The 23,407-nt window shown below is 43.4% G+C and carries 25 protein-coding genes; 7 read left to right on the top strand and 18 right to left on the bottom strand.

The window, feature by feature from the left end:
• Window positions 1-212: 212 nt before the first annotated feature.
• Together B6N13_RS18560 and B6N13_RS18565 are read left to right on the top strand one after the other, a co-directional pair.
• Window positions 213-464 carry a type II toxin-antitoxin system prevent-host-death family antitoxin gene (locus B6N13_RS18560; RefSeq protein ID WP_169460257.1) on the top strand — a complete coding sequence of 84 codons (252 nt, stop codon included), beginning with the start codon at window positions 213-215 and terminating at the stop codon, window positions 462-464.
• Window positions 461-721, top strand: a complete 261-nt coding sequence (locus B6N13_RS18565) for a Txe/YoeB family addiction module toxin (RefSeq protein WP_169460258.1) — start codon at window positions 461-463, stop codon at window positions 719-721. The genes B6N13_RS18560 and B6N13_RS18565 overlap by 4 nt, the downstream gene beginning before the upstream one ends.
• 7 nt (window positions 722-728) lie before the next feature.
• On the opposite strand, the gene B6N13_RS18570 is transcribed toward B6N13_RS18565, so the two are convergent.
• On the bottom strand, window positions 729-1,052 hold the full coding sequence (locus tag B6N13_RS18570; protein ID WP_169460259.1) for a hypothetical protein: 324 nt from the start codon (window positions 1,050-1,052) through the stop codon (window positions 729-731).
• 443 nt (window positions 1,053-1,495) lie between these two features.
• Window positions 1,496-2,173 carry a zinc metallopeptidase gene (locus B6N13_RS18575; RefSeq protein WP_169460260.1) on the bottom strand — a complete coding sequence of 226 codons (678 nt, stop codon included), beginning with the start codon at window positions 2,171-2,173 and terminating at the stop codon, window positions 1,496-1,498.
• A 110-nt stretch (window positions 2,174-2,283) separates the two neighbouring features.
• Here B6N13_RS18575 and B6N13_RS18580 point away from each other — a divergent pair, with 110 nt between their 5' ends.
• Window positions 2,284-2,862: a DNA-J related domain-containing protein gene (locus B6N13_RS18580; protein ID WP_169460261.1), complete on the top strand. Its 579-nt coding sequence runs from the start codon at window positions 2,284-2,286 to the stop codon at window positions 2,860-2,862.
• 251 nt (window positions 2,863-3,113) lie between these two features.
• The gene (gene mltA / locus B6N13_RS18585; protein WP_348981556.1) at window positions 3,114-4,193 is read left to right on the top strand and encodes a murein transglycosylase A; all 1,080 of its coding nucleotides are present in this window, start codon (window positions 3,114-3,116) and stop codon (window positions 4,191-4,193) included.
• A 114-nt stretch (window positions 4,194-4,307) separates the two neighbouring features.
• Here the strand turns inward: mltA and B6N13_RS18590 are convergent, their stop codons facing one another.
• The 10 genes from B6N13_RS18590 to B6N13_RS18635 all read right to left on the bottom strand — a co-directional run bounded on the left by B6N13_RS18590 (window position 4,308) and on the right by B6N13_RS18635 (window position 13,274).
• A complete protein-coding gene (locus B6N13_RS18590) occupies window positions 4,308-5,231 on the bottom strand; it encodes an energy transducer TonB (RefSeq protein WP_169460262.1) in 924 nt (307 codons plus the stop codon).
• Window positions 5,228-5,659 carry a biopolymer transporter ExbD gene (locus B6N13_RS18595; protein ID WP_012071748.1) on the bottom strand — a complete coding sequence of 144 codons (432 nt, stop codon included), beginning with the start codon at window positions 5,657-5,659 and terminating at the stop codon, window positions 5,228-5,230. The genes B6N13_RS18590 and B6N13_RS18595 overlap by 4 nt, the downstream gene beginning before the upstream one ends.
• On the bottom strand, window positions 5,656-6,078 hold the full coding sequence (locus B6N13_RS18600) for a biopolymer transporter ExbD (RefSeq protein WP_012071749.1): 423 nt from the start codon (window positions 6,076-6,078) through the stop codon (window positions 5,656-5,658). Before B6N13_RS18600 ends, B6N13_RS18595 begins: the two co-directional genes overlap by 4 nt.
• Window positions 6,068-6,748, bottom strand: coding sequence for a MotA/TolQ/ExbB proton channel family protein (locus B6N13_RS18605; protein ID WP_157036015.1), 681 nt, complete (start codon window positions 6,746-6,748; stop codon window positions 6,068-6,070). Before B6N13_RS18605 ends, B6N13_RS18600 begins: the two co-directional genes overlap by 11 nt.
• Window positions 6,749-6,944: 196 nt before the next feature.
• On the bottom strand, window positions 6,945-7,898 hold the full coding sequence (corA, locus tag B6N13_RS18610; protein WP_012071751.1) for a magnesium/cobalt transporter CorA: 954 nt from the start codon (window positions 7,896-7,898) through the stop codon (window positions 6,945-6,947).
• 307 nt (window positions 7,899-8,205) lie between these two features.
• On the bottom strand, window positions 8,206-8,949 hold the full coding sequence (locus B6N13_RS18615; RefSeq protein WP_012071752.1) for an amino acid ABC transporter ATP-binding protein: 744 nt from the start codon (window positions 8,947-8,949) through the stop codon (window positions 8,206-8,208).
• A gap of 12 nt (window positions 8,950-8,961) precedes the next feature.
• Complete coding sequence (locus B6N13_RS18620) at window positions 8,962-10,080, bottom strand: amino acid ABC transporter permease (protein WP_012071753.1); 1,119 nt, start codon at window positions 10,078-10,080, stop codon at window positions 8,962-8,964.
• A 1-nt stretch (window position 10,081) separates the two neighbouring features.
• Window positions 10,082-11,215 carry an ABC transporter permease subunit gene (locus tag B6N13_RS18625; RefSeq protein ID WP_169460263.1) on the bottom strand — a complete coding sequence of 378 codons (1,134 nt, stop codon included), beginning with the start codon at window positions 11,213-11,215 and terminating at the stop codon, window positions 10,082-10,084.
• 96 nt (window positions 11,216-11,311) lie between these two features.
• The gene (locus tag B6N13_RS18630) at window positions 11,312-12,331 is read right to left on the bottom strand and encodes an amino acid ABC transporter substrate-binding protein (protein ID WP_012071755.1); all 1,020 of its coding nucleotides are present in this window, start codon (window positions 12,329-12,331) and stop codon (window positions 11,312-11,314) included.
• 271 nt (window positions 12,332-12,602) lie between these two features.
• Window positions 12,603-13,274: a GntR family transcriptional regulator gene (locus B6N13_RS18635; RefSeq protein ID WP_012071756.1), complete on the bottom strand. Its 672-nt coding sequence runs from the start codon at window positions 13,272-13,274 to the stop codon at window positions 12,603-12,605.
• 185 nt (window positions 13,275-13,459) lie between these two features.
• Here B6N13_RS18635 and iadA point away from each other — a divergent pair, with 185 nt between their 5' ends.
• Entirely contained in the window at window positions 13,460-14,629 is a 1,170-nt protein-coding gene (gene iadA, locus B6N13_RS18640; protein ID WP_248280383.1) for a beta-aspartyl-peptidase, read from the top strand.
• Window positions 14,630-14,669: 40 nt separating this feature from the next.
• Here the strand turns inward: iadA and B6N13_RS18645 are convergent, their stop codons facing one another.
• From B6N13_RS18645 to B6N13_RS18670, 6 genes are all read right to left on the bottom strand, one after another.
• Complete coding sequence (locus B6N13_RS18645; RefSeq protein WP_169460264.1) at window positions 14,670-14,894, bottom strand: hypothetical protein; 225 nt, start codon at window positions 14,892-14,894, stop codon at window positions 14,670-14,672.
• A 147-nt stretch (window positions 14,895-15,041) separates the two neighbouring features.
• Window positions 15,042-15,626 carry a LysE family transporter gene (locus B6N13_RS18650; RefSeq protein WP_169460265.1) on the bottom strand — a complete coding sequence of 195 codons (585 nt, stop codon included), beginning with the start codon at window positions 15,624-15,626 and terminating at the stop codon, window positions 15,042-15,044.
• Between the two features lie 65 nt (window positions 15,627-15,691).
• Window positions 15,692-16,519 (bottom strand): AraC family transcriptional regulator, encoded by an 828-nt coding sequence (locus B6N13_RS18655; RefSeq protein ID WP_169460266.1) that lies wholly within the window; start codon window positions 16,517-16,519, stop codon window positions 15,692-15,694.
• A gap of 80 nt (window positions 16,520-16,599) precedes the next feature.
• Complete coding sequence (locus B6N13_RS18660) at window positions 16,600-17,934, bottom strand: MATE family efflux transporter (protein WP_169460294.1); 1,335 nt, start codon at window positions 17,932-17,934, stop codon at window positions 16,600-16,602.
• 102 nt (window positions 17,935-18,036) lie between these two features.
• Window positions 18,037-19,281 carry a multidrug effflux MFS transporter gene (locus B6N13_RS18665; protein ID WP_169460267.1) on the bottom strand — a complete coding sequence of 415 codons (1,245 nt, stop codon included), beginning with the start codon at window positions 19,279-19,281 and terminating at the stop codon, window positions 18,037-18,039.
• A 63-nt stretch (window positions 19,282-19,344) separates the two neighbouring features.
• Window positions 19,345-20,703 (bottom strand): amidohydrolase family protein, encoded by a 1,359-nt coding sequence (locus B6N13_RS18670; RefSeq protein ID WP_169460268.1) that lies wholly within the window; start codon window positions 20,701-20,703, stop codon window positions 19,345-19,347.
• Between the two features lie 570 nt (window positions 20,704-21,273).
• On the opposite strand from B6N13_RS18670, the gene B6N13_RS18675 reads away from it, so the two are divergent.
• A complete protein-coding gene (locus tag B6N13_RS18675; RefSeq protein WP_169460269.1) occupies window positions 21,274-22,284 on the top strand; it encodes an ABC transporter substrate-binding protein in 1,011 nt (336 codons plus the stop codon).
• Between the two features lie 132 nt (window positions 22,285-22,416).
• Window positions 22,417-23,367 carry a LysR family transcriptional regulator gene (locus B6N13_RS18680; protein WP_012071764.1) on the top strand — a complete coding sequence of 317 codons (951 nt, stop codon included), beginning with the start codon at window positions 22,417-22,419 and terminating at the stop codon, window positions 23,365-23,367.
• Window positions 23,368-23,407: the final 40 nt, after the last annotated feature.

Genomic DNA, 23,407 nt, shown 5'->3' on the forward strand with positions numbered 1-23,407 from the left:
TAATACAAACATCTTGCGTATCAAAAATACTAACCAAAAAGTCAGCTTTCATAGTAAGACGATTTTATGCGAAGTTCATGCCTTTTTTGTGACAGTTGTTTATCGATTTTGTGGAGTCGTATAAAGGTATCAGATCACTTTAGCTGATTGCTTATTATGTAACCACAAGATATCATGTACACAATAACGTACATGAACATTTTGGAGTCACTATGGATGCAATAAGCTATACAGCTGCTAGAGCAAACCTAGCCAACACAATGGCAAATGTTTGTAATGACCACGCGCCAATTATCATTACTCGTAAGAATGAAGCGCCTGTAGTTATGATGTCTTTAGAAGACTATAACGCCATGCAGGAAACAACATACTTACTAAGATCTCCAGCAAATGCTAGAAACCTATTAGCATCGATTGCGGAGCTTGAAGCGGGGAATGGAACCGAACGAGAGCTTATTGAATGAAGCTAACGTTTTCCACCAAAGCTTGGGAAGAATATCTTTATTGGCAAACAACAGACAAAAAAGTACTAAAACGTATTAATTTGCTCATTAAAGACATTCAAAGGACACCCCATGAAGGCATTGGAAAGCCAGAGCCGCTAAAACACGGCTTAGCTGGATATTGGTCTCGTCGGATAAATGATGAACATCGTATCGTCTATAAACACCAAGATGGCGCGATTCTCATTGCCCAGCTTAGATATCATTATGGTGTCTAAAAGTTAATCATAAAAGTAAACTATAAATGAAGTTTACGAGCAAAGTGGTTACGATACCCACAAATACGCCTATACCTATCAAACCCATTGGTTTTTCATACCAAGACTTTTCAGCTCTTGTTAATTGCAGAAAAGACTCCGTATTCTCCACAGCTACCTTCAAGCTTTCATGCACAAAAGTACCTGATTTTGACTCCTGATAGTGAAACCTTAATACAAACAAAAAGTTATTTAGCTCTTTAACATTAAAATGTTGATATGAACCACTCTTACTTATTTCTAATAGCTCATCTCGCTGAGCCAAGGTTGATTCAAACGAAAGATTTTTCAAGAATTATTCCATATTCGAAACGACATTAAAGTACTAGCAAAACTACTACAAAACCTAGAGCATTTCATCTTAAACACAGCAAGAACCAAACGGCGTTTTGATGAGGTAGGCGCTAGTTTCGAGGAAAAACGCCGGTTGGTTCGAGTCTTGTGAGGACGTGGCTTGTCGGCTAGAAAGCGCGACTTACGCTGTTATGTCGGATCACGGTCGTGCCTCCCTCATCCGACCTACAAGGCTTAATGCATCCATACATACATACATACATACAATGAAACCCAAAACGGCGTTTTGATGAGGTAGGCGTTAGTTTCGAAAATAAACGCCGTTTGGTTCGAGTCTTGTGAGGACGTGAGATGTCGGCATGAAGGCGTGACTTACATCAACACGTCGGATTACGGTCGTGCCTCCCTCATCCGACCTACGAGGCGGAGGAAAGAAGGGAGTTATCGTTTAAACCAGCGCCAAACAAACAAAACTTTGATGAGCGCAGCAGCGACGTAGGTCATAGCGCAGGCGGTGAGGATTTTCTTCACTTTGGGTAGGTCTTCCTGTGGGATGTAGTTGCCTTCTCTCAATATTGGTAGTGCCTTGTTAAAGCTGGCATCCCATTCTTCTGGCAGTATCGCGACTTGTACCAGTACAGCTAACAAGCCAGATAGACCAACGACTAAGGCATGCAAAGGCACGGCGTAAGGAATATGCAACAATAGGCTCAAGGCGGGCCAGCCAAGCAATAAACCCGCGGTAATTCGACGGGCAAAATGCGCCAAGGGTAAATAGCGAGAGCTTAAATGAGAGATCTTTTGTTTCTTTTCATGCGCAATAGCGTGTCCTACTTCATGGGCTGCCACAGCGACCGCCGTTAACGAACGCCCATTGAAAACACTTGGACTCAGACGAACCGCATGTTGCCCAAAGTCGAAATGGTCATGACCTTCTTGAGTTTGCTCTACTTTTACATCTGTTAGCTCAAAGCGTTTTACTAAATGAGTTGCTAGTTCGCCGCCCGTTCCCGGCAAGTATTTACGGTCGGTGGCGTAGCGTTTAAGAGTAAACTTTACCCATAAATTCGGCCCAACTAGCAATAACAAAGCAATGGCAATACCAACAATCCATAACATAACGTTGTCTTTCTACTATCCAAATTAACAAAAAATATCTGGCTCAACTTTGACCCTTTTTAGGTTCATCACATACACTGTAATAAATACCTAAAGTATACGAGCTAGATATGAAAAATCCTTTAGTTGGTCCGATTCTCGCGATCCTAAAAAACCACCCAAATGGTATGAGTGAGTTTGACATACTAAAAGCGTTAAAAGATCAGCTACCAGAATTTAGCAAGCTTGCCGACGATGCGAATTTGCAGCTGTTTCGCCAGCATTTTCTTATCATGAATGCTTTGTATCAATTACAAAGCAGCCTTTGGCAAGAAGAAAACCTGATGTTAAACATCAGTGCACTTCGAATCCACTTGCTTAGCGCATCAGAAATTCAATTGTCTGCTACTACCAGTTTAAACGATAGCGTAGACGCAAAGTTAGCCGCTTACTACCTAGACTGGGAAGAATACGAAAAAACCGATGAGGATGAAGTCTCTCGCCTTCTCAATAGCTTCTACAAAGGCATTAGTTTACCTGGTAACCGAGACTCAGCACTTAAAACCCTACAAATCGACAGTAGCAACCCAACCAAGGCGATAATAAAACAACAGTACCGCAAGCTGGCCCAAAAACATCATCCAGACAGAGGCGGCGATCAGGATGCGTTCATTGGACTGAGGCAAGCCTACGAATACCTAATGTTCTAACCACTAACGCTGGTAAAGTGTAAAACTCTTCTTCTATCGTTGCTTTCGATTCTATAAAAACTCAAGATGAACCTCGCTCTTTATTTGTGGTCAAAACTCGACCTTTTATTATTTTATCGATTCATTTTATAGAAACAGGGCTTATGATTTTTTCTTCTTTTTTACGACACCTTTTACCGCCTAAAACACATCGCCGTTTCCTAATTCGTCCACTTTGCCTCATTTCTTTTACCCTGCTTAGCAGTTGCAGTGTGAACGAGATCGATAGCTCCAATGACTTCGAAAACAATGGCCGAGACATAGCTGCGCTGAAACGTGAGACGCTATATTTAAAAGAAAGCCTGCCACCGGGTTTGCCCATGCCTGACGCGAGCTTCGAAAGTGGCTTACAGCAACAACTAAAGTACTTGAACCGTATTGGGGATAAAGATTTTGTTCTTGAAAATACGCAAACTAGCGTGGCGGATTTGAAAGTCGTTGCGCAGGAGATTGGTAAATGGCTGCACAATCCAGCACAGCAGCCGCAGCTAATAGCCCATCAATTAGCGGGGCAAGACCAAAGAGGCAACGTGCAAATCACAGGCTATTATGTGCCTGTTTTGCCCGTTCGACATTTACCAGATGAAGTGTATCGCTACCCACTTTATCGCAAACCAGCACAACGAAATGTTGACGGAACTTACCCTTCGCGCGAAGAAATAGATTTTGAAAATGCTCTCGCAGGGCAGGGATTAGAAATTGCCTATACCTCTAGTTTAGTCGACAATTTTTTCTTGCACGTACAAGGTTCTGGCGTTGTCGAATATGAAGACGGCGAGCAGAAGCTCTTATCTTGGGGCGGTGTAAATGGCCACGCTTATCGCAGTTTAGGAAAAGAACTTATTGAGAGGGGTGAGATTGATCGAGCCAATATTTCAGCACAAAGCATTCGCCAATGGCTAAGTGATAACCCAGATCGTAACCGTGAGATTCTATCCACGAACCCAAGTTATTTGTTTTTTAGCGAAGGCCCACAAAGCCCAGTTGGTGCCGCTAACGTGCCATTAACGCCTTTGTATTCAGCAGCAGTGGATCCAAAAGTGATTCCGCTTGGCTCAATTCTATTGGCTCAAGTTCCTAAGCTAGACACCTATGGGAATTTAGTCGGCCATGAGTTCCGCCTACTACTAGCTCAAGATAAAGGTGGTGCGATTAAAGGAGCTGGCCATATTGACTGGTACCAAGGCATTGGCGAAGAAGCGCACTTCCATGCAGGTCAGTTAAAGCATTTTGGCAAGGTTTGGTTACTACTACCGAAAAACCCAACCCCGAAGATACTCATCGCTCAATAAGTTTATTCTTTAAAAAGTAGTCTCACTTTTAAAATAGAAAAGCAAAAACGCCGCACTTTAATGACTAAAAGTGCGGCGTTTTTTATCATTCGAACCTATGATCTGACTAATTCATCACATAAGGTCACTTAACTTAAAGGAAACAGGTAAGTTAATCCGTAGCTCGGTTTCCGACATATCCTTTGAGAATTTAGGCAAAGGTGTCGAGCGCTTGATCATATCTAATACCGCATTATCCAAACGTTTATGACCAGAACTCTCAGTGATCTTTACGTCTGATACTGAACCATCCGCGTGAGCAACAAAAGACAAGGAAACAACGCCCTCTTCATTGCGACGACGGGATGCTCTTGGATAACGTTTATTCTGGGCCAACACCGATTTTAACTTTGTAAAATAGTTTGCCTTAGCGCCTGGATTACCACCACTCGTTGCTGAGTTCGAACTTCCCGTTGTTGCTTTTTGGTTCGCCATTGATGACGGTGCAACCGGTTTGGGAGTCGATTTTACTACTGGCGTTTCTTTTTTCGGCTCTGGCTCAGGTTTTGGCTCAGGTTTTGGCTCAGGTTTCGGCTTTGGCTTTGGCTTTGGCTTTGGCTTAGGTTCGGGCTTAGGCTCTGGTTTTTTCACTTCAATTGGCGATTCTTGCTTAACTTCAACCGGTTCTGGCTCTTTAATAATTTCAGGTTCAATAATCGGTTCTGGTTCTATTTCTGGCTCTGGTTCTATTTCTGGCTCTGGTTCTATTTCTGGCTCTGGTTCTATTTCTGGCTCTGGTTCTATTTCTGGTTCAACTTCCTCTTGAACCTCTTCAATCGGCTCCTCTACCGTTTCTTCAACTTCTTTCACTTCTTCTTGTGCAGCTGTGGTTTGTGCTGCAGCACCAAGATCGCCAACCATACCAAGATCAAACTCAATACCCTGAGAGCCTGCTGACTGACTACCTACTGTTGGGGCATAAAATACTGCATAGAAGGCACCTGCATGTACAGAAATAGCTAGGCCACCAGCAATAATCCAATGACGCTTGGGAATCATTTGTCTCCTCGCTCTAACTGTGTTGCCAAGCTAACCTTAGTAAGACCAGCTAAACGCACCTGGTTAAACACCGGACGTAGCTTTTCTAGTGAAATAGCACCATCTGCTTTGATTTGTACCCAGAAAGCATCTTTATTAGGAGCCGAGGTAAATTGTTGCTCTAGATAGGCTTGAACATCCTCTACCATAAACAATTTATCATCTACATAAAGGCTATCATCCACACCCAAAACAATCTCAATATTTGGATCGGATGCTGCACGGTTATCATTGATAGATTGAGGAGGAATCACGGCAATCGGATCTGCTTTTTGAATTTGCCCAGCAACCATAAAAAACACCAGCATCAGAAACACCACGTTAATCAGTGGCACCATATTGTCATCGCTGCTGGCGTTTCTCGCGGCGTATTTTTCGCCTATTTTCATTTCGTCTCCGGCATAGCAAAAGCATTCGCAATAGATACGGTTTTTGCACCGTTTAATTTTAGGCGATCAGCAAGGTGCATCAGGGTCTGTAACGTGACGCCATCTTCCGCTTTGATAATAAAAACACCTTCATTATGATCTGTTACGAGCGTTTGAAAACGAGATTGATCGGAGAAACTAACTGCTTGGCCGTCAATCCAAACCTGATCATCGTTTTGTTTCAAGGTCAAAATGAGGTTGTCTTTTTCCTGCGGCGGATTTTGAACATCGGATGCCACAGACAGAGGTGTATCTACGATGCGCCAAGGCACAAAACTTGAAGTCAACATGAAGAACAGCAGTAGGATAAACACCACATCAATTAATGGTGTTAAGCTGATTGCATTCTTACGTTTAGGTTGAGACAGATTAAGCGGCATGTAACAACTCTTCGTCGACCTTTTTAACTAATTGTTTGGCCTGTTTACTGGTAAATACTTGAGTAACTGCATCGTTCATATTATGAGCAACACGCTCTACTTTACGTTCTAGCCAGCTGTGCAATGTCACTACCGGAATCGCTACCGCCAAACCAACAGCCGTTGTCAGTAATGCCTGCCAAATACCACCAGATAACACCGATGGATCAACTTGATTGCCCGCACCTTCCATTTGTTGGAAAGCGGTGATCATACCTAATACCGTACCAAGCAAACCTAACAACGGACTCAAGGTCGCAATAATCTCTAAAGGACGAAGGTAAGAGCGCAGCTGGTTTAGCTGGTTCATCGCACGACGCTCAACTTCTTCTCGAATCAAATCTGCTTGGGTATTTGCCGCTAATAAAGCGCGCATGGTGTAACCTACTAAAGCATCGATTGGACGCTTTTCATCTAATATCTCAAGCGCTTTTTCGCCATTTTCTTCACTGCGCCATTTATCTAAGGCTAAATTACTTGTTTTAAGACTCTCTGCACGAAGTGAGGAGAATTGCCATAGCTTTAACAAGACAATTGTCAAAGCAACGATAGAAAATACCATCAGTATCCAAACGACAGGCCCACCGACCTGTAAAAAGTCGACAATCTTCTGCTGAACTGAATCTTCCACAATCTTCTCCAATGAATAAAAAAACACCATTCAAATAATAGTCATTCTCAACCGCGTTTTCAATAAATAATTACTCAAATAGAAAGATATGGAGAATTAATAAGGCACAGTAGTAATAAATACTTACAGGAAAGGCTGCATGATCATGCCAAAGTCAGCATGATCATGCAGTTTAACAGAGACAAAAATATGAAGCTTATAACCATCCACGGTGTTTAAAATACCAATAAGGCGCAAACGCAGAAACGACCATCAAACCTAACGCGGCAGGATAACCGTAATCAAAGCCCAACTCTGGCATAATTTTAAAGTTCATCCCGTAGATACTGGCAACTAATGTAGGCGGTAAAAACACTACAGATGCAATAGAGAAAATCTTGATGATTTTGTTCTGTTCAATGTTAATGAAGCCTTGCGTCGAATCCATCAAGAAGTTAATTTTATCAAACAAGAATGTCGTATGTGACATCAAGGTCTCAACGTCTCGCATAACTTCACGTAACGTTTCTGAATAATCTTGTCTATTAGGCAAGTGTCGCAACAAAAAAGAGATATTGCGCTGTGTGTCCATCAGACACAGGCGAATCTTTCCGTTACTGTCTTCTAAACGCGCCAGCTTTTCAATGATGACATCCAGCTCCGACTCATTATCTTCAAGTACTAGATGACTGACTTCTTCTAATTGACGGTGTAAGTCTTCTAAAGCATCCGCATGATTTTCAACTTTATTTTCAAGTAATGTGACTAAAAGATGAGCGGGCGAATCAACAGCAATTTGCCCCCGACGCGCACGCATTCGCAATAATCTAAAATCCGCTAGCTCTGTTTCACGAATGGTGATCAGCCTGTCCTGCTGCAAGATACAGGCAACAGTTGAGGTTTTATGGCGCCCTTCTGTTTGATTTAAAAACAAAGAGTGAACATGGATACCCGCTTGGTCAACAAAACAACGTGCGGACGCTTCTATCTCTTCGACATCATCAGATTCAGGAAGATCGGTTCTCAACAACGCCTTAAGCTGTAATCGATCGTCGTCATCAGGTTCCGCGGCGTCAATCCAATTCGCCTCTTTTTGAAGGGTGGTAAGATTTTCATCTTCTTTGGAAACTTCTTGAATCAACCCGTTTCTGATTTTAAAAAATTTTAGCATGCTACTTCCTCGATATACTCGGTACCTTATTTCAGCCTAATCATGTTATTTGGCACGACTCGCAACCCACAAAACAAATATGGTGGATGTATTTGGTGATGTATTGGAAACCATTACACGATGTTACGATGGCTACCATTATACCTAGGTTATATCTCACGTCTGTGACAAATCACTAAGCAAAAAAAAGAGGCAATACAGACTAAGCTGAATTGCCCCAAAAAAGACCTTTTCCCTGGGAGGAGATGGTCCACTTCTTATCGAGTTGGATAAGAAACTTTAAATTTCATTGCTAAAACCAAAAAAATCAATGCGCTAGAATTTGATCCAAGAAAACTTTGGCCCGCTCTGTTTTTGGCTTCACGAAAAATTCTTCTGGCGGTGATATCTCAATGACACTGCCCGCTTCCATAAAGACAATTCGATCCGCGAATTCTTTGGCAAAACCCATTTCGTGAGTCACACAAATCATCGTCATGCCGTCTTTTGACAATGAACGCATAATCTCCAACACTTCAGAGATCATTTCGGGATCAAGTGCTGAGGTTGGTTCATCAAATAACATAATATCAGGAGACATAGTGAGCGCTCTGGCAATAGCAACGCGCTGCTGCTGACCACCGGACAGTTGGCCTGGGTACTTTTGCTCTTGATCACCAATTTTAACTTTATTAAGCAAATCACGCGCAATTTTATTTGCCTCAGCCAATGGCATACCCAACACATGACGCAAACCAAAGGTGCAGTTATCTAACACCGTCATATGAGGAAAAAGATTAAAGTGCTGAAACACCATCCCTGTATGACGACGAATTTTCTCGATGTCTTTCACATTGTCACTAATGGTGATATCGCAAATAGTGATATCTCCTTCGTCGTGTTGCTCTAAATTATTAAGGCAACGAATCAAGGTAGATTTACCCGAACCAGAAGGTCCACAAATCACAATGGTTTCGCCTTTGGCTACTGCTAAATCGATATCGCGCAGTGCATGATATTTACCGTACCATTTATTAACTTGATCCAGCTTTACTACTGTTTGTTCAGACATAATGCATTCCAATTAATGTTTTGTGCGTTTGATACGTCGCTCTAGATATGCGCCGTACTGTGCAATAGAAAAACAAGCGATAAAGAAAAACGCTGAAATAACGATTGGACCTTCTGCATGAAGGCCAAGCCATTCCGCGTTATGAAAAGTCGCATTAATCGCCCCCATCACTTCTAATAATCCAAGAATCATCACCAAGGTAGTTTCTTTAAATAAACCAATAAAGTTAGTGATTAGCGCAGGGACTGAATTACGTAATGCTTGCGGCATAACCACATACGCCATCGTTTTCCAGTAGCCACATCCCATCGCATAGGACGCTTCAATTTGGCCTTTTGGCACGGCTTGGATCGCACCTCGAATGATCTCAGCTTTATACACAGCCGAAACGAAAATCAGCACGAACAAGACTCGGAACAAGACGTCGATAGACACACCGCTTGGCAAAAAAAGCTGCAACACTAAAGACGCCATAAACAAGAAGGTAATCACAGGCACCGAACGAATAATCTCGATGTAGCCAGTGCAAGCCCAGCGCAAAATGGGTAACTGGGATTGTCGACCAAGTGCCAACAAAATAGACACTGGCAAAGATAAACACATGGCAATAATGCCCAAGAAGAAGGTCAGCGTCAGACCACCCAACGCACTGGTTGAAATGTCTTCAAAGATAAAGCCACCTTTAAGCAACAACCAAAGCACAACAGGCAAAACGAGGATATAAGCCACAATCCATTTTTGCGGGATTCGTTGACTAAACAATAAAGGAAAGGCAAAAAGCCCAACAGCAAACGCCGAATTCACTCGCCATTGCTCTGATTCAGGAAAAGGCCCATAGATGTAATAATCCATGTATTGTCGGATCGGAATCCAACACGCTGCTCCCGGTGCGCAATCTGCGCGGTTTGTTCCACTGAAGGTGGCGGAAAAAAACAACCAATCTAAGGCTTTTGGCAACAGTAAACACAAGAGTGCAATAAGAGCCAAAGTAACTACACTGTCTAACCAAGTGTTGAAAAGGTTACGCTTTATCCACACCATAACTCGACTAAAGCTAAAAGGAATCGCTTTTTTCGCTCTCGCTTCAATTGGCTTGCCAGTGATTTTTTCAATGCTCGCTTGATGATTCATCTTATCGTCCTTTCAACTGCATAGCTTTGTTGAAACGTCCCATAATGGCCGCCAGTATCAGATTCAAAATCCCATAACTCACCATCACGATCACAATGCACTCAATGGCTTGACCTGTAATATTTAAACTACTGCCACCCATGGTGCCCATAATGTCCATAAAGCCAACCACCGAACCTAATGCCGCGGCTTTTAATACGTTGATATAAATAGACGTCATTGGTGGAATAATAGAATGTAGAGCTTGCGGAATAATCACTTTATTCATCACAATATTAGGCCTGACACCAAGCGCTAAACCGGCTTCCATCTGACCTTTTGAAATAGCCAAGATACTACCTCGAATCACTTCTGAACCATGTGCCGCCGAGTAAGTACTTACTGCAATGATAAGCATGATAAATTCTGGAGGAAGCGTCCAACCATGTTTAAAGTTAAAGCCAACTAATTTAGGTGCGGTAAAGCTAATAACAGGCGTAAATACAAGGCTCGCCAACACCGCCAAAACGATTGTCATGAGCAGTACAGAGATAATACGTCGCCCTGTTGTAGAGACTCTTTTTTTGACAAAAAAGCACAAAACAATCCATAACGCAGCAAACACTAAAGACGCCAACAAACCGTAATTCCATTCCACGCTAGGAATGGATAAACCACGATTTGAAAGAAACGACACATCACCAAAATTAAACGCCTGACGCACACTTGGCAGCATCAGCGACAAGGTATACCAAACTGAAATATGCACCAGAATAGGTACGTTACGAACATATTCAACAAGGCAAAGAGATACTTTAGACAATAAGAAATTCTGCGACAAACGCATAACAGCCAAACACAACGCTATTACAGTCGTTAATAAGATAGCTACAACGGCAAACGCAATCGTATTGACCATACCGGCTGCCCACGCCATTAAATGCGTAGAGGTTTTTGGATCGTAGTGAATCAAGCTATAGCTAATATCATAGCCTGCTCGCTGAAAAAGAAAGTCAAAGCCGCTAGTCAAACCCGCATCGCGCATATTGGTCGCAGCATTTAGGGCAAGATAGGTAATCCCAAAACAAATGACTGCAAAAAATATGAGCTGTATCAGAGTGTCTCGAACTTTTCGGTTATATAAAAAAGAATGCATAAACAACTGCCATAGATGGTGCTTACAAGTGGAGCTTTCAAACGCTAATGACAATGAAAAGCCAGCTTGCATAGGGCAAACTGGCTCAAATTATGATTAACGGAACGGGTAGGCGTATAACAGACCGCCTTTGGTATAAAGGTTATTTAAGCCGCGATCAAACTTAAGCGCGGAATCCTTACCTAAGTTACGGTCAAAGATTTCGCCGTAGTTGCCTACTGCTTTAATGGCGTTGTAAGCCCATTTATCATCCAAGCCGAAGTTCTTACCTAAACTACCTTCAGTGCCAAGTAAGCGCATAACATCAGGTTTTGTGCTTTTTAGTTTTTCATCGACATTACTTTGAGTAATGCCCTGCTCTTCTGCTTCAATCAATGCCATTGCCGTCCAAGTGACAACTTGACGCCATTCATCATTGCCTTGTTTGACATAAGCACCAAGTGGCTCTTTAGAAATACGCTCAGGTAAAATGACGTTTGCTGATGGATCCGGCATACCTTGGCGATCAGCCGCCAGTGCAGAAGCATCATTGGTCACTGCATCACAACGATTCGCTAGATAAGCAGCGGTAGATTCTGCGCTACCCTCTACGATGAGTGCTTTATAACTTAAACCACGCGACTCAAAATAGTCGTTAATGTTTTTCTCGCTCGTCGTACCTGGGTAAGTACAAATAGTCGCGCCGTCTAATTCTTCAATCGAGTTCACACCCAATTCTTTTTTAACCATCAAGGCTTGGCCGTCATAGAACCAAGGTGTAGTGACATCAACACCATTCAAGCCATCACGCGTTGCGGTGAAAGTGGTAGAACGCGCCAACATATCAATTTCGTCTGTCACTAAAGCCGTCAAACGGTTACGCGAGTTCATTGTAATGAACTCAACTTTAGAGGCATCGCCAAATACAGCCGCAGCAACAGCTTTACAAAGCTCAACATCCAATCCAGTCCAATTACCTTTTGTATCAGGCGTTGAAAAACCCGCTTTACCAGGATGGATACCGCACTTCATAACACCACGTGCTTTTACTTCTTCTAGCTTGTCCGCTGCGTAAACAGAAGCACTAGCGGATAAAACCCCAGCACCAATGATCGCAGTCGCAATTAGTTTTTTCATTGTTGTAATCCTATATTGAGTTCCGATGTGACGAATAAAGAATACTTTGGATACATATTAAGAGTCAATAATGAATAAATGGATACATAAATTCAAGTTAATTACAAAATTTAGAACACACTTGACTCAAAATAAGATAAGGGTAAACCCAAATAAGGAGTATTAGCACAAGGAGTTTGGTAGATGAATAACAATGCCTTCCTAAAGAAAATCCCTAAGAAGACTATTGCAAAGGCCATTGAGAAAATACATGTAGTTGATACTGGAAGGTTTAAAGTGAAGCGGTTTGACGACGTTTTAATTGCTGTGCTTTTAACTGTTCGGCCAGTGCATAAGCACTCATCATGATATGGCTTTCCAGCGCGTAACAAGCGCCTTCTATGTCTTGCCGTTCACACCGATCTATCAATTCATCGTGTTCGCGCAATGAGCGCGGCGTATTACGGTGACTCAAAATAAAAGACTTTAAGCGCGCATAATGGCGATGATGTAGGTCTTTGATCACATTTTGCATCAAAGGACGATTGGCTGGTTTATATAAGACTTCATGGAACAGATAGTTCAATGGCGTCCACTCTTCAGGTGCGCATTTTTTCAGACTTTCATTGATTTCACGGGCTTTGGCAATATCTTCAGTGCCCATTAAAGGAATCGATAATTCTAGCAATTTTACTTCAATTAAAGCTCTAAGCTCACATTTTTCAAGGAAACTTTCCGGGGAAATTGTTGTAACCGTTGCCCTGCCTGTATCACGAATTTCAACCAACTCTTCTCCTGCCAATATCTGCAAGGCTTCGCGCACTGGTGTGCGGCTAACTTGATAAGTACTGGCAATATCCACTTGCGAAAGCGCCATACCTTCAGGATAAGTCCCGTCCAATATCTTAGATCGTATGTCTTCCGTAACTGACAGTACTGCTTTTTGCTTGTTATTTTCGCTCATGAAAGCCTATCTAATTGAGATTAATGAAGTTTCTGAATAAAACCGCATAAAATATGAACAAGATTTTAACATAGAGTCGTTATATCTGCGACTGTAGACAAGAGAAATACAGACGATAGCAACTTGATTAATGTACTCATTTAATATAAAAATACCAACAAAATGTATCCATTATGGTTTTATATATGTTCACTCTCGTCAAAAATGCAAATGTGTATGCACCTGAGGCACTTGGTATCAAAGATATTTTGATCGCTGCGGGCAAAATTTTAAAGATAGAAAGCAAGATTGATATCACAGGCATCGCTGATATCAATATTATTGATGCACAAGAACAAACACTCATCCCTGGTTTTGTCGATGGTCATGTACACTTGATCGGTGGCGGTGGCGAAGGCGGCTATCACACTCGTACGCCCGAAGTGCTACTCAGTCATTTAACACGAGCAGGTATTACCACGGTTGTTGGTTTATTGGGAACAGACAGTGCAACGCGCCACAATGAAAGCCTGTACGCTAAAACAAAAGCCCTGACTACCGAAGGTGTAAGCGCCTATATGTTTACTGGCGGCTACAAGGTTCCAACCGAAACAATTACTCAATCAATTCAGCGAGATATTGTCTTTATCGACCGAGTCATTGGCTTAAAAACCGCACTTTCCGACCATCGTTCTTCACAACCAACAATCGAAGAACTATCTCGCATGGCTTCAGAAGCCCGCGTTGCGGGTCTTATTTCTGGAAAGTGTGGTCGCGTTGTCGTACATCTTGGCAATTCCCAGAAAGGCTTTGGGCCGCTGTTTGAGGTAGTAGAACAGTCTGACATTCCGGTTTCTCAGTTCATCCCGACTCACGTCAATCGCACCGAATTACTGGCAGATCAAGGTATGGAATGGTTGAAGCAAGGTGGTTTTGTTGATTTGACCGCTGGTATTAACCCAGACAAAGGTGCGACAGGCAGCGTTAAAGCATCCACGTTCCTCACTCGCTGCAAAGCACAAAATATTGATACTAGCCGAGTTTGCATTAGCTCTGACGGTAATGGCTCTGTGCCGATATTCAATGAAAAACGCGAGCTGATTGGTCTAAAAGTAGCGGGATTTGGCTCTTTACTCTATCAGCTAAAAGAAATGATTCAGGTCGAAAATATGTCGATCACTGACGCGATTATTCCTTTCACTCAAGCACCAGCTCAATGCCTAGGATTGGCAAATGACAAAGGCGAAATATCGCTAGGAAAAGACGCTGACTTCTTAATTCTTGATGGAAACCTCGATATACAACACACCTTTGCGAAAGGCGTTTGCCATGTAAAAGATGGCGTAACGCAAATAAAAGGCACATTTGAGGACTAAACAAAAAACTCCTTGCTCTTTTTTGAGAGCAAGAAGTCTCCTATTCCCCCTCAGTGCGGTTCTTTTTTGCAGCCGCTAAGTGAGGAGCAGCAATCAATTCTTTGATCAAAGTAAACACATTACCTTTGCCAACTTCCGCCTCAAAACTGTCTTGCATGATGCCAAGGTCTTTGCGTAAATCATGAGACAAAGAGCTGAGTTTTCTGCGCGTTTTGTAGCGCTCAAAACAATTAGAAAAATGCTTAAGTAACGCAATAATGATCATACCAATCCCCTAATCAAATAAACTGTCTTAGTGAGTAATGATAGAAGGCTTAATACCAGCCAAACAGACGCAGACAGATCATTAAAAAGGCACACAGAAAACAATACAGTCAATCTGTATGGTAATTTCTTAAATATTCTGTATGTTTTACGGATTAACAATAAATCGATAGGCAACATAGAACAACAAGAACGCCATCACACAATTTACCCATGCCATGACTTTGGGGCTCATCGCCGCTTTTTTCAGAAAAGAGCCAGCCAGCAAATACGAGCTCGGCGCGCCACATGCCATCACGGCAAGCCCCAATGACCATAGTGCGATTTGCTCCCCCTCAATATGAAAGCGAGGAAACTGCACAGTAACAATAGGCACAATGGCGACTAAGGATTTCGGGTTGCAAAGCTGGAGCGTCAGCCCCATTTTAAAACTCACCGTTTTGTCTTGTTTATTAATCACCTTCTGATGAAAGCTCGCCTGTAATATTTTTATACCAAGATAAGCAATATAGATGCCCCCTAATATGGCGATAATAGATTGATATTCCTGAGGAATAATATCGGCGCCTAGATAACCAATAAGCAGAAACAAAATCAGCATGGCTAGCCCCACCCCCACGCAGTACAGAAAACCTCGCCAACCCTGACCATTAACCCCAGCAAACAATGCCAGCATATTGGCCGGACCCGGACTGTACATAACACCAAAGGCATAAATAATTATGGCGAGCATAAGCACTCCTCAAACAATATTTGATAGACATTAGAAATGGACGGAATTGGTAACGAATGGTTTAGCTAGGTGCGCAGCAAGGTACGCCTAAATTGAAAAGGAGTGAGCCCAAACATGGGCTTAAATCGACGGTTAAAATAGCTGAGATCGGAAAAGCCAAAAGTGAACGCCACATCGGCTGGCGCCATGCCAAGTTCAAGGGCGGCTTTGGCACGGTTCATACGGTAATTCTGCCAATATTGATGAGGCGTCATACCAAAATAATCACGGAAGCAACGCAACAAATGATACTTCGACATATGCGCCACTTGGCTTAACTCGTCAAGAGAAACCTCTTCCCCAACATGGCCGTGTAAATAATCGCGTACTCGTTCAAATACAGGGTCTTTCGTACGGCGCTTGAATTCAATTTGAACGCCTTTTTTAAGCGCAATAAATTCGGCAAATTCAAACAACGCAGAAGAGTATTCAAATGCCGAGGTAGAAGTATTTTCCACCAACGCGGCCAAGCGCAAAATGTGCGCTCTTAGCACAGCATCGTTTTGCACAGGATGCTCGATACGGAAATCTTTGGCTCGGCGGATGCCAGCACTTTCCAGCATGGGGCTTAATTGGTCAGGATGAACATAAAGCATTTTGTAGTGAAGCGGGTCATCGGCACCAGAATGACCATCGTGGGCATCTTCAGGATTAAAGACGATCACATTGCCTGAATAGCTCTTGTGGTGCTCCCCTAACGCAAAGAAGTCTTGGCGACCCGACAAAGTCACACCAAAGGAAAACTCCTCGTGTGCATGAGTGCCATAAGAAAAGTCGCTCATGGAAGCTTCCAGCAGCATAACTTCATCAAGCACTGCGCTTTTCGCAAACTGAAAACGATTTTCTGTCGACATCACAACCCCTTCAAACTAGTTCAATCTATAACAATAGACTAACCAATCACAAACAGAAAAGATTGGACGATATTGCGGTATTAAGCCTGATTCAACTTGTTTTCAACTTGCCCAAGCGCTCTTCGATACATACTCCAAGCACACACACCAGCCATCACATTACCGATCAAGACACCAAAGAATACACCTTTGAGGCCTGCGATTTCTGAACCTATCCACAAACAAGGTAGGAAGAAAGCAAATAGGCGCAATGCCGAGATAGTCAAAGCCGTATAGGATTTGCCTAACGCATTAGAGATAGACACCATCAACATACAGATGCCCAGTAAACCCAGGCTCACGGGGACTATCATCAGATGCCAATGCAATATCGACGAGACTTCTTCGTCGCTGGTCATCAAGTTCGCCAACATGCCAGAAATCAAGAAGGTAATCACCGCGATCGCTAATTGAAAGGATAAAACAAAGCGACACGCCAAGCGTACAACATAACGCACATCGTCCAAACGGCCTTCACCGAGCAAGCGCCCGACCATAGGCGGCATAGACATAGTCAGCGCCAACACAGCGACGATAGAGAAAAATTCAAAGCGCGAACCCAGCGCCCAAGAGGCGACCGCCGCCGTACCAAATCCAGCGATCAACTTGGTTGCTAACATAGAAGACACTGGCGGTAATAACTGACTGATCATGGCCGGTCCCATAATATGACCAATAGAAGCCAAACTCTTGCCAATATTCAGATCTTGCCAATCAAAAGTAATCCAATGCTTGCGCGCTACTTTGGGCGCAACGATCAAGGTCCCCAGACCAAATGCCACGGTCGTTGCCATAGCCGCACCATTCAAACCAAGATCCAAGGTAAAGATAAAAATCGGGTCCAACACTAGGTTCAACATGCTGGTGACTATCATCATGATGCCAGGCAACATGGTGTTCCCATTGGATCGACAAATGCTGTAATAAAAATAGATAAGCGCCCCAACCCATGCGCTGAGCAGCCAATGGGGCCAATAAGAATCGATAACTGGATAGACAGAATCTGGCGCGCTCAATAACGCCAAAATAGGATGGCGCAATAGCCAGATAATCACGCTAAAGAAAGCAATCCCCACACTGCCCATCAACAAAACCAAACCACCTAACTGCTTAGCATATTGTGTATTTCCAGCACCCAGAGCACGGGAAATAATCGCCGTTGTGGCAATGCCTAACCCCACCTGTAGACCAATCACAATCATCTGAATTGGCAAGGTAAAACCTTGTGCGGCCAAAGGTAATAGCCCTAGTTGACCAATAAAAGCACTATCCACCAGCTGAAAACTCATCAAAGACAATACACCAAACAACATTGGCCATGTCATGGAAAATAGCTGTTTGGCTAAAGAGTTAGATGAAGTAACTTGAGAGGACATAGAAGGGCTCATATTAAAAAATACAGAACCCATAGTTTACCTTATTTTGCTATGGGCAGGACGTGGACAAACAGACAGATTGAAACAATGCAGAATAAAATCTTATTCTTCTGGATAGGTTTTGCTGGCAAGGTAACCATATATCAGCATGATCAAGGCGACGGCGGAAAATAAAACAAAGCCAACCGCCAAAGGAACTAAAGTAAAGTTATAAAACTGCCCTAAAATAGCCGCTAAAATAATGGCGATAAAACTGGAAAGGGAAGAAATGAGAGATGCACCAAGCCCTGCCACTTTACCCAATGGCTCCATCGCCATAGCATTCACATTACCAAAGATCATCCCAAGACAAGAAAACATCACCACACCCAGCACCATAAAGACACTAAAGGGTGGTACCCCATCAAAACCCAAAGACACTCCCAGCAAAATCAGCGCCGTAGTTAACATCACACTTAACGCTCCAATCACACAGCGCAACATACCAACACGCATCACGATCTTGCCATTGGAAAAGTTAATGATGGCGGAACCTATCGCTAAGATAGCGAAGTACAGTGGGAAGCGATCACCCGTGTCATACACATCCTGAAAAATGGATTGAGCCGTACTGATATAAAGCATAAGCGCGCCAAACACACAGCCTAATAAAATGGTGTAAGCCACCACATCACGACGACTTAAAACAAATCGAACATCTGACCAGATACGCTGCCAGCGTAGGGGAATACGATTTTCTATGGCCAATGTTTCTGGTTGACGTAATAACAACCAAATACCGGCGACGGCAGACTGCGTCATTAACAACACAAAAATCCAGCGCCAATCAGCCACCTTCACCACCAACTGCCCTACTGAAGGCGCTAACATAGGCACAAGAAGAAAAATCATCATCACAAAGGACATAATACGAGCCATGGCCGCGCCTTTGTACATATCTCGAATCAAGGCCCGCGAGGCAATCTTAGGGCCTGCGACACCAAAGCCTTGAATCATTCGTCCGATTAAAAACGCTTCAATCGAAGACGCTAGCAAAGCAATTACAGACCCAACCAAATAAACACTAATGCCTAGCAAAATACTTTTCTTGCGCCCAATCGCATCTGACAAAGGACCAAATACTATCTCGCCAAATACCATCCCCAAAATCATCGCTGAGACAATCCACTGGGTTTTCTGGTAGTCCACAATCGCCAAAGACTCAGCAATATTAGGAAACGCCGGCAACATGGCATCCATACTTAACGCCGTAAGCGACATCATCAAAGCAAACAACGCCACCAACTCTTTTTCAGCCAAGCGCTTTACTGTTGATCCAATGGGTTGTGGTGAATGAGAAAGCGACATCCTTTTCCTTAATGACGAATAAAATGGATCAATAGTTTACTCGCCTATTCAAGTATCTCGCAATTAATTAGATGGCGCTCTTGCTAATAATTCCAGCACAGCGGCTTTGACATCATGTACTAACTCAGCTTCATCCACGCCCAATACTTGGCCGTTTTCAACTACTCGCTTGCCGTTTACAAAGCTGTGTTTAATCAGCGCAGGTTCCCCACATAAAATTGGCGCTTCTAATGGACTGTGTACCCCAGAAAAACGTGGTGCATCAAGGGAATACAAGACTAAATCCGCCGCATAACCTTCAGCAATTTGACCTGTTTTTAGGCCCAAAAGCTCGGCTCCGTTTTGGGTCCCCCATTTAAGCACTTGCGAGACATTCGTTGCCGAGGGCCCGCTATGGGTTCGATGTAATAACCAAGCTAAATTCAACTCCTGCAACATAGAAGCACTTTCACTAGACGCGGAGCCATCAACACCGAGGGTAATCGGAATACCCGCTTTTTCCATTGCAAGAACTGGCGCAATACCACTACCAAGGCGACAATTTGACGTAGGGCAATGGGCAATTCGCGTTTTCGTTTGCGCCAGTAATTCAATCGCATGAGCATCCGCTTGAACCAAGTGAGCAAACCACACATCGTCACCCAACCAATCACAATGGGCGGCGTAATCAATAGCGCTCATACCGAAGTTTTGTTGTGCCATTTGCTCATCAAAAGATACTTCTAATAAATGCGAATGACGCAGTAATTTTCGTTCTTTTGCCCACTGAGCATAACTGCGTAAATCCTCTGCTGGCGAGGTATGAACCAAGCTAGTCGGTGCAACAACCAAGCGTCGCATACTGAATGGGGTGGCATCATGATAACGTTTGTAGGAAGCTTCAAGGCGATCCAGTGACAAATCCAATGACTCTGGAACAATGCCGCTGTCTTTCATACCTTTATGACTGCCTTGCACCGTTGCGCCACCACGGCATAAAACTAAGCGAATACCTAAATCTTCGGCAGCTCGCCAAACAGCGTCTTCCAACTCAGGTGATGTGTTCGCATGGTATAAATAATGGTGGTCCGCGCAGGTTGTCACCCCAGAGCGCAGCTGTTCATAAAGACCTAATTTCGCCGCGACATACATTAAATCTGGCGTGATTTGTGGCCAAAAACGATAGGGAACGCTTGCCAGCCATTCCCCTAAACCTTGATTCAAACCCGCTGGTACGCCTTTTAGTATCGACTGAGCAAGATGATGGTGAGTATTCACAAAACCGGGATAAACCACACAATGAGACGCATCTATTAACTCGTCGTCAAGCTCGCGATTTAATGTGGGAGCAATGGCTGAAATCACGCCATCTTTGATACGGATGTCTTGAGGAAACTCATAACCAAAAACCGCTTTGGCTTGGCGGATTAAATACTGGGACATAACACTCTCCTTATTTTAGGAAAGAGCAATGTCCAGGCCGTAAGGCTTAACCGCTTCTACTCTTTATTTCACATACAATTTAACTAGACCAACAAGCAAACCCTATACCAGTCTATGCAACGGCAATAAACACACAGCAAGCACGAACCAATCATCATATTTTGCATGCTGTCACTCATATTTGTGGTGCGACGTGGCCGCAAAACGCCCAATTCAAGTGCAAAACAGAGCACTAACAACCGATTTATTGCCGAATTTATAGACAAGTGCATTTGGCCTGCTTGTTGCTTAGCCATAAATAGCGCAAACAGTTTGCGTGACGCAATGAGTAGAAGCGGTCAAATTTGGTGTCGAGTTCCAATAAACCAAATTCGGGCATTGCTCACTGCCTTGTCGACAACCCAAAGAGGATGTCGAAAGGGAAGTGACAGCCGTTTCTATCTTACTCGACTGTGTACCCAGCCCTCTCGCTCTTTCCTCATCTGGTTTTCTTTGTGGTTGTTTCAGTGACTGAGTTTGGTTTGCTTAAAAAAAGCAAAGCCGAATCTATGATGAAGCATGGAGAAAACAATGAACAACCAACTAAAAATCCCCCTATTTCGTAATCTATGCCTAGCTGGGGCAGTGGCATGCACCGGATTCAATGCTAGTGCAGTATTGGCCGCGGACAAAGTAAGATTTCAACTAGATTGGCTACCGGGGGGTGACAAAGCACCCGTTTACGTTGGCATCAAAAAAGGTTTTTTTGAAGAGGCTGATTTAGACGTCACCGTTGCCAGCGGCCGTGGTTCTAATGATTCGATTAGCAAACTCGCAACAGGCAATGCCGACATAGGTTTGTCTGACTTGGTGGCATTGTTAATGGCAAAAGCTGAAAACGATGTGCCAGTTTCTGCGATTTATTCTGTATTTAGCAAAGCTCCCCATGCTTTCTTTGTACCTTCTGACTCAAACATTAACAGCGTAAAAGACGTTGCAGATAAACGCATTACCACCTCACCTTATACCTCTTCAAATGTCTTTTTACCCTTGTTGTTAGAAGTGAATGACGTTGATCCAAACAGCATAAAATTGATCAAAGCAGACGCTGGCGCCTTAAACCCAATGTTACTTTCCGGTAACACAGACGTGGTTATTTCATGGATAACCGATACAGTGATTTACCAACAACAAGCCAAAAGTGCAGGAAAAACCTTACGAGTATTACCTTGGTACGATGCCGGATTAGAGTTTTACTCCACTTCTATCATTGCATCTGATCGCTTTATTAATAAACACCCAGACGTGACCAAACGCTTTGTTGCAGCTTATAAAAAAGCCATTGAATACACTTGGGAGCATCCAGAAGAAAGCGGAAAAATCGTTCATGACATGGTGCCAGAAGTCGATGCTAGCACGGCAACGGACACAATTAATTCCATCAAATCTTTAGTCTATAACGCCATCAGCGACCAAGACGGCTATGGTGCGTTTACCAAAGAACGACTGGCCACCACATGGAAATGGACCGCCAAAGCACAGAATATTCCAATAGACATTTTTGATCCAGAGTCAGCCGTAAACCGCAAATTTATCCCTTAATTCACATCATAATTCAGTGGACTCAAAAACTCTTCAAAAGCCCATTTATTTGGGCTTTTTTATTGCTATTAGGCACAAATAGCTTCTATTTAGAGTAAGATATCTTCATTAAAAACAATAACAGAGGTCGATATGGACATAGGTCTGGCCAAGCATTTAAAACTCAATCAGTTGCGCTTGATTTCGGTCATTTCAGAGCATGGTCAACTTGGCATCGCCGCGGATGAAATGGCGATGACACAGCCTGCCGCGTCACGTATGCTGAGTGAAATTGAACAAACTATTGGGACACGTTTATTTATTCGCCATGCCAAAGGCATGGAGCCAACACTGGTAGGTCAAGCTGTTGCACGTCGTGCGCACAATCTTCTGGTTGAGCTGCGAGATCTTGCCCGTGAAGTAGGCGAACTAAAAGAAGGTGGTGGAGGCACCACCTCAATTGGTGCGGTTACCGGAGCCGCGGTGGGCTTTGTGATTCCCGCCATTCAACAACTGCGCGCGATTGCTCCAAAAGCAGAAATTGATATCAACGTTGATACCAGTGATATTTTAGTACGAGACTTGATCGCTGGTCACAATGATTTTGTTTTGGCGCGCATCCCCAAACAATACGACGCCAATGAGTTTGAGATTTACCCTGCACGAACTGAATCGGTCACACTCGTGGTGCGTAAAGAGCACCCATTAGCCAATCTTGATAAAGTCCGCGTCAAAGACCTCGCTCATTTTGAATGGGTGATGCAATCTCATCGCGCCCCTATTCGCGAGGCCGTCGAAGCAGCTTTTATGGAAGAACGTGCGGAACTGCCGCTAAGCATTACCAACAGCACCTCTTTATTAGCATTAATTGCCATTCTAGTGTCTTCCAACGCAATTGCGCCGATGGCGAGAGAAGTCAGTGATTTACTGGTCGGTCATAAAGTAAAAGCCGACCTCAAAACACTGAAATTGGACAAAAAAATTGTCATGAGCCCGTATTATTTATTGCAAATGCGCGGCCGTCAGCTATCGCCTCTTGCCAACCAACTTAAACGCTTGGTGTTGGCGGAACTGGAGCAAAAACCCATAAAAAGTGAGGCATAAAAAAAGCGAGTCGGTTACTTTCAAAACCGAACTCGCTAAA

This window comes from Marinomonas sp. UCMA 3892, assembly GCF_012726345.1.
Taxonomy (GTDB): Bacteria; Pseudomonadota; Gammaproteobacteria; order Pseudomonadales; family Marinomonadaceae; genus Marinomonas.

Excerpts from the sequence above, each read along its gene's own strand:
- B6N13_RS18620 (WP_012071753.1), bottom strand. The coding sequence starts at position 10,080 with ATGAATCATCAAGCGAGCATTGAAAAAATCACTGGCAAGCCAATTGAA.
- B6N13_RS18670 (WP_169460268.1), bottom strand. The coding sequence starts at position 20,703 with ATGTCCCAGTATTTAATCCGCCAAGCCAAAGCGGTTTTTGGTTATGAG.
- B6N13_RS18630 (WP_012071755.1), bottom strand. The coding sequence starts at position 12,331 with ATGAAAAAACTAATTGCGACTGCGATCATTGGTGCTGGGGTTTTATCC.
- B6N13_RS18590 (WP_169460262.1), bottom strand. The coding sequence starts at position 5,231 with ATGATTCCCAAGCGTCATTGGATTATTGCTGGTGGCCTAGCTATTTCT.
- B6N13_RS18615 (WP_012071752.1), bottom strand. The coding sequence starts at position 8,949 with ATGTCTGAACAAACAGTAGTAAAGCTGGATCAAGTTAATAAATGGTAC.
- B6N13_RS18665 (WP_169460267.1), bottom strand. The coding sequence starts at position 19,281 with ATGTCGCTTTCTCATTCACCACAACCCATTGGATCAACAGTAAAGCGC.
- B6N13_RS18600 (WP_012071749.1), bottom strand. The coding sequence starts at position 6,078 with ATGCCGCTTAATCTGTCTCAACCTAAACGTAAGAATGCAATCAGCTTA.
- B6N13_RS18680 (WP_012071764.1), top strand. The coding sequence starts at position 22,417 with ATGGACATAGGTCTGGCCAAGCATTTAAAACTCAATCAGTTGCGCTTG.
- B6N13_RS18635 (WP_012071756.1), bottom strand. The coding sequence starts at position 13,274 with ATGAGCGAAAATAACAAGCAAAAAGCAGTACTGTCAGTTACGGAAGAC.
- B6N13_RS18655 (WP_169460266.1), bottom strand. The coding sequence starts at position 16,519 with ATGTCGACAGAAAATCGTTTTCAGTTTGCGAAAAGCGCAGTGCTTGAT.
- B6N13_RS18660 (WP_169460294.1), bottom strand. The coding sequence starts at position 17,934 with ATGTCCTCTCAAGTTACTTCATCTAACTCTTTAGCCAAACAGCTATTT.
- iadA (WP_248280383.1), top strand. The coding sequence starts at position 13,460 with ATGTTCACTCTCGTCAAAAATGCAAATGTGTATGCACCTGAGGCACTT.
- B6N13_RS18565 (WP_169460258.1), top strand. The coding sequence starts at position 461 with ATGAAGCTAACGTTTTCCACCAAAGCTTGGGAAGAATATCTTTATTGG.
- B6N13_RS18625 (WP_169460263.1), bottom strand. The coding sequence starts at position 11,215 with ATGCATTCTTTTTTATATAACCGAAAAGTTCGAGACACTCTGATACAG.
- B6N13_RS18580 (WP_169460261.1), top strand. The coding sequence starts at position 2,284 with ATGAAAAATCCTTTAGTTGGTCCGATTCTCGCGATCCTAAAAAACCAC.
- B6N13_RS18675 (WP_169460269.1), top strand. The coding sequence starts at position 21,274 with ATGAACAACCAACTAAAAATCCCCCTATTTCGTAATCTATGCCTAGCT.
- B6N13_RS18595 (WP_012071748.1), bottom strand. The coding sequence starts at position 5,659 with ATGAAAATAGGCGAAAAATACGCCGCGAGAAACGCCAGCAGCGATGAC.
- B6N13_RS18650 (WP_169460265.1), bottom strand. The coding sequence starts at position 15,626 with ATGCTCGCCATAATTATTTATGCCTTTGGTGTTATGTACAGTCCGGGT.
- B6N13_RS18560 (WP_169460257.1), top strand. The coding sequence starts at position 213 with ATGGATGCAATAAGCTATACAGCTGCTAGAGCAAACCTAGCCAACACA.
- B6N13_RS18575 (WP_169460260.1), bottom strand. The coding sequence starts at position 2,173 with ATGTTATGGATTGTTGGTATTGCCATTGCTTTGTTATTGCTAGTTGGG.
- corA (WP_012071751.1), bottom strand. The coding sequence starts at position 7,898 with ATGCTAAAATTTTTTAAAATCAGAAACGGGTTGATTCAAGAAGTTTCC.
- B6N13_RS18645 (WP_169460264.1), bottom strand. The coding sequence starts at position 14,894 with ATGATCATTATTGCGTTACTTAAGCATTTTTCTAATTGTTTTGAGCGC.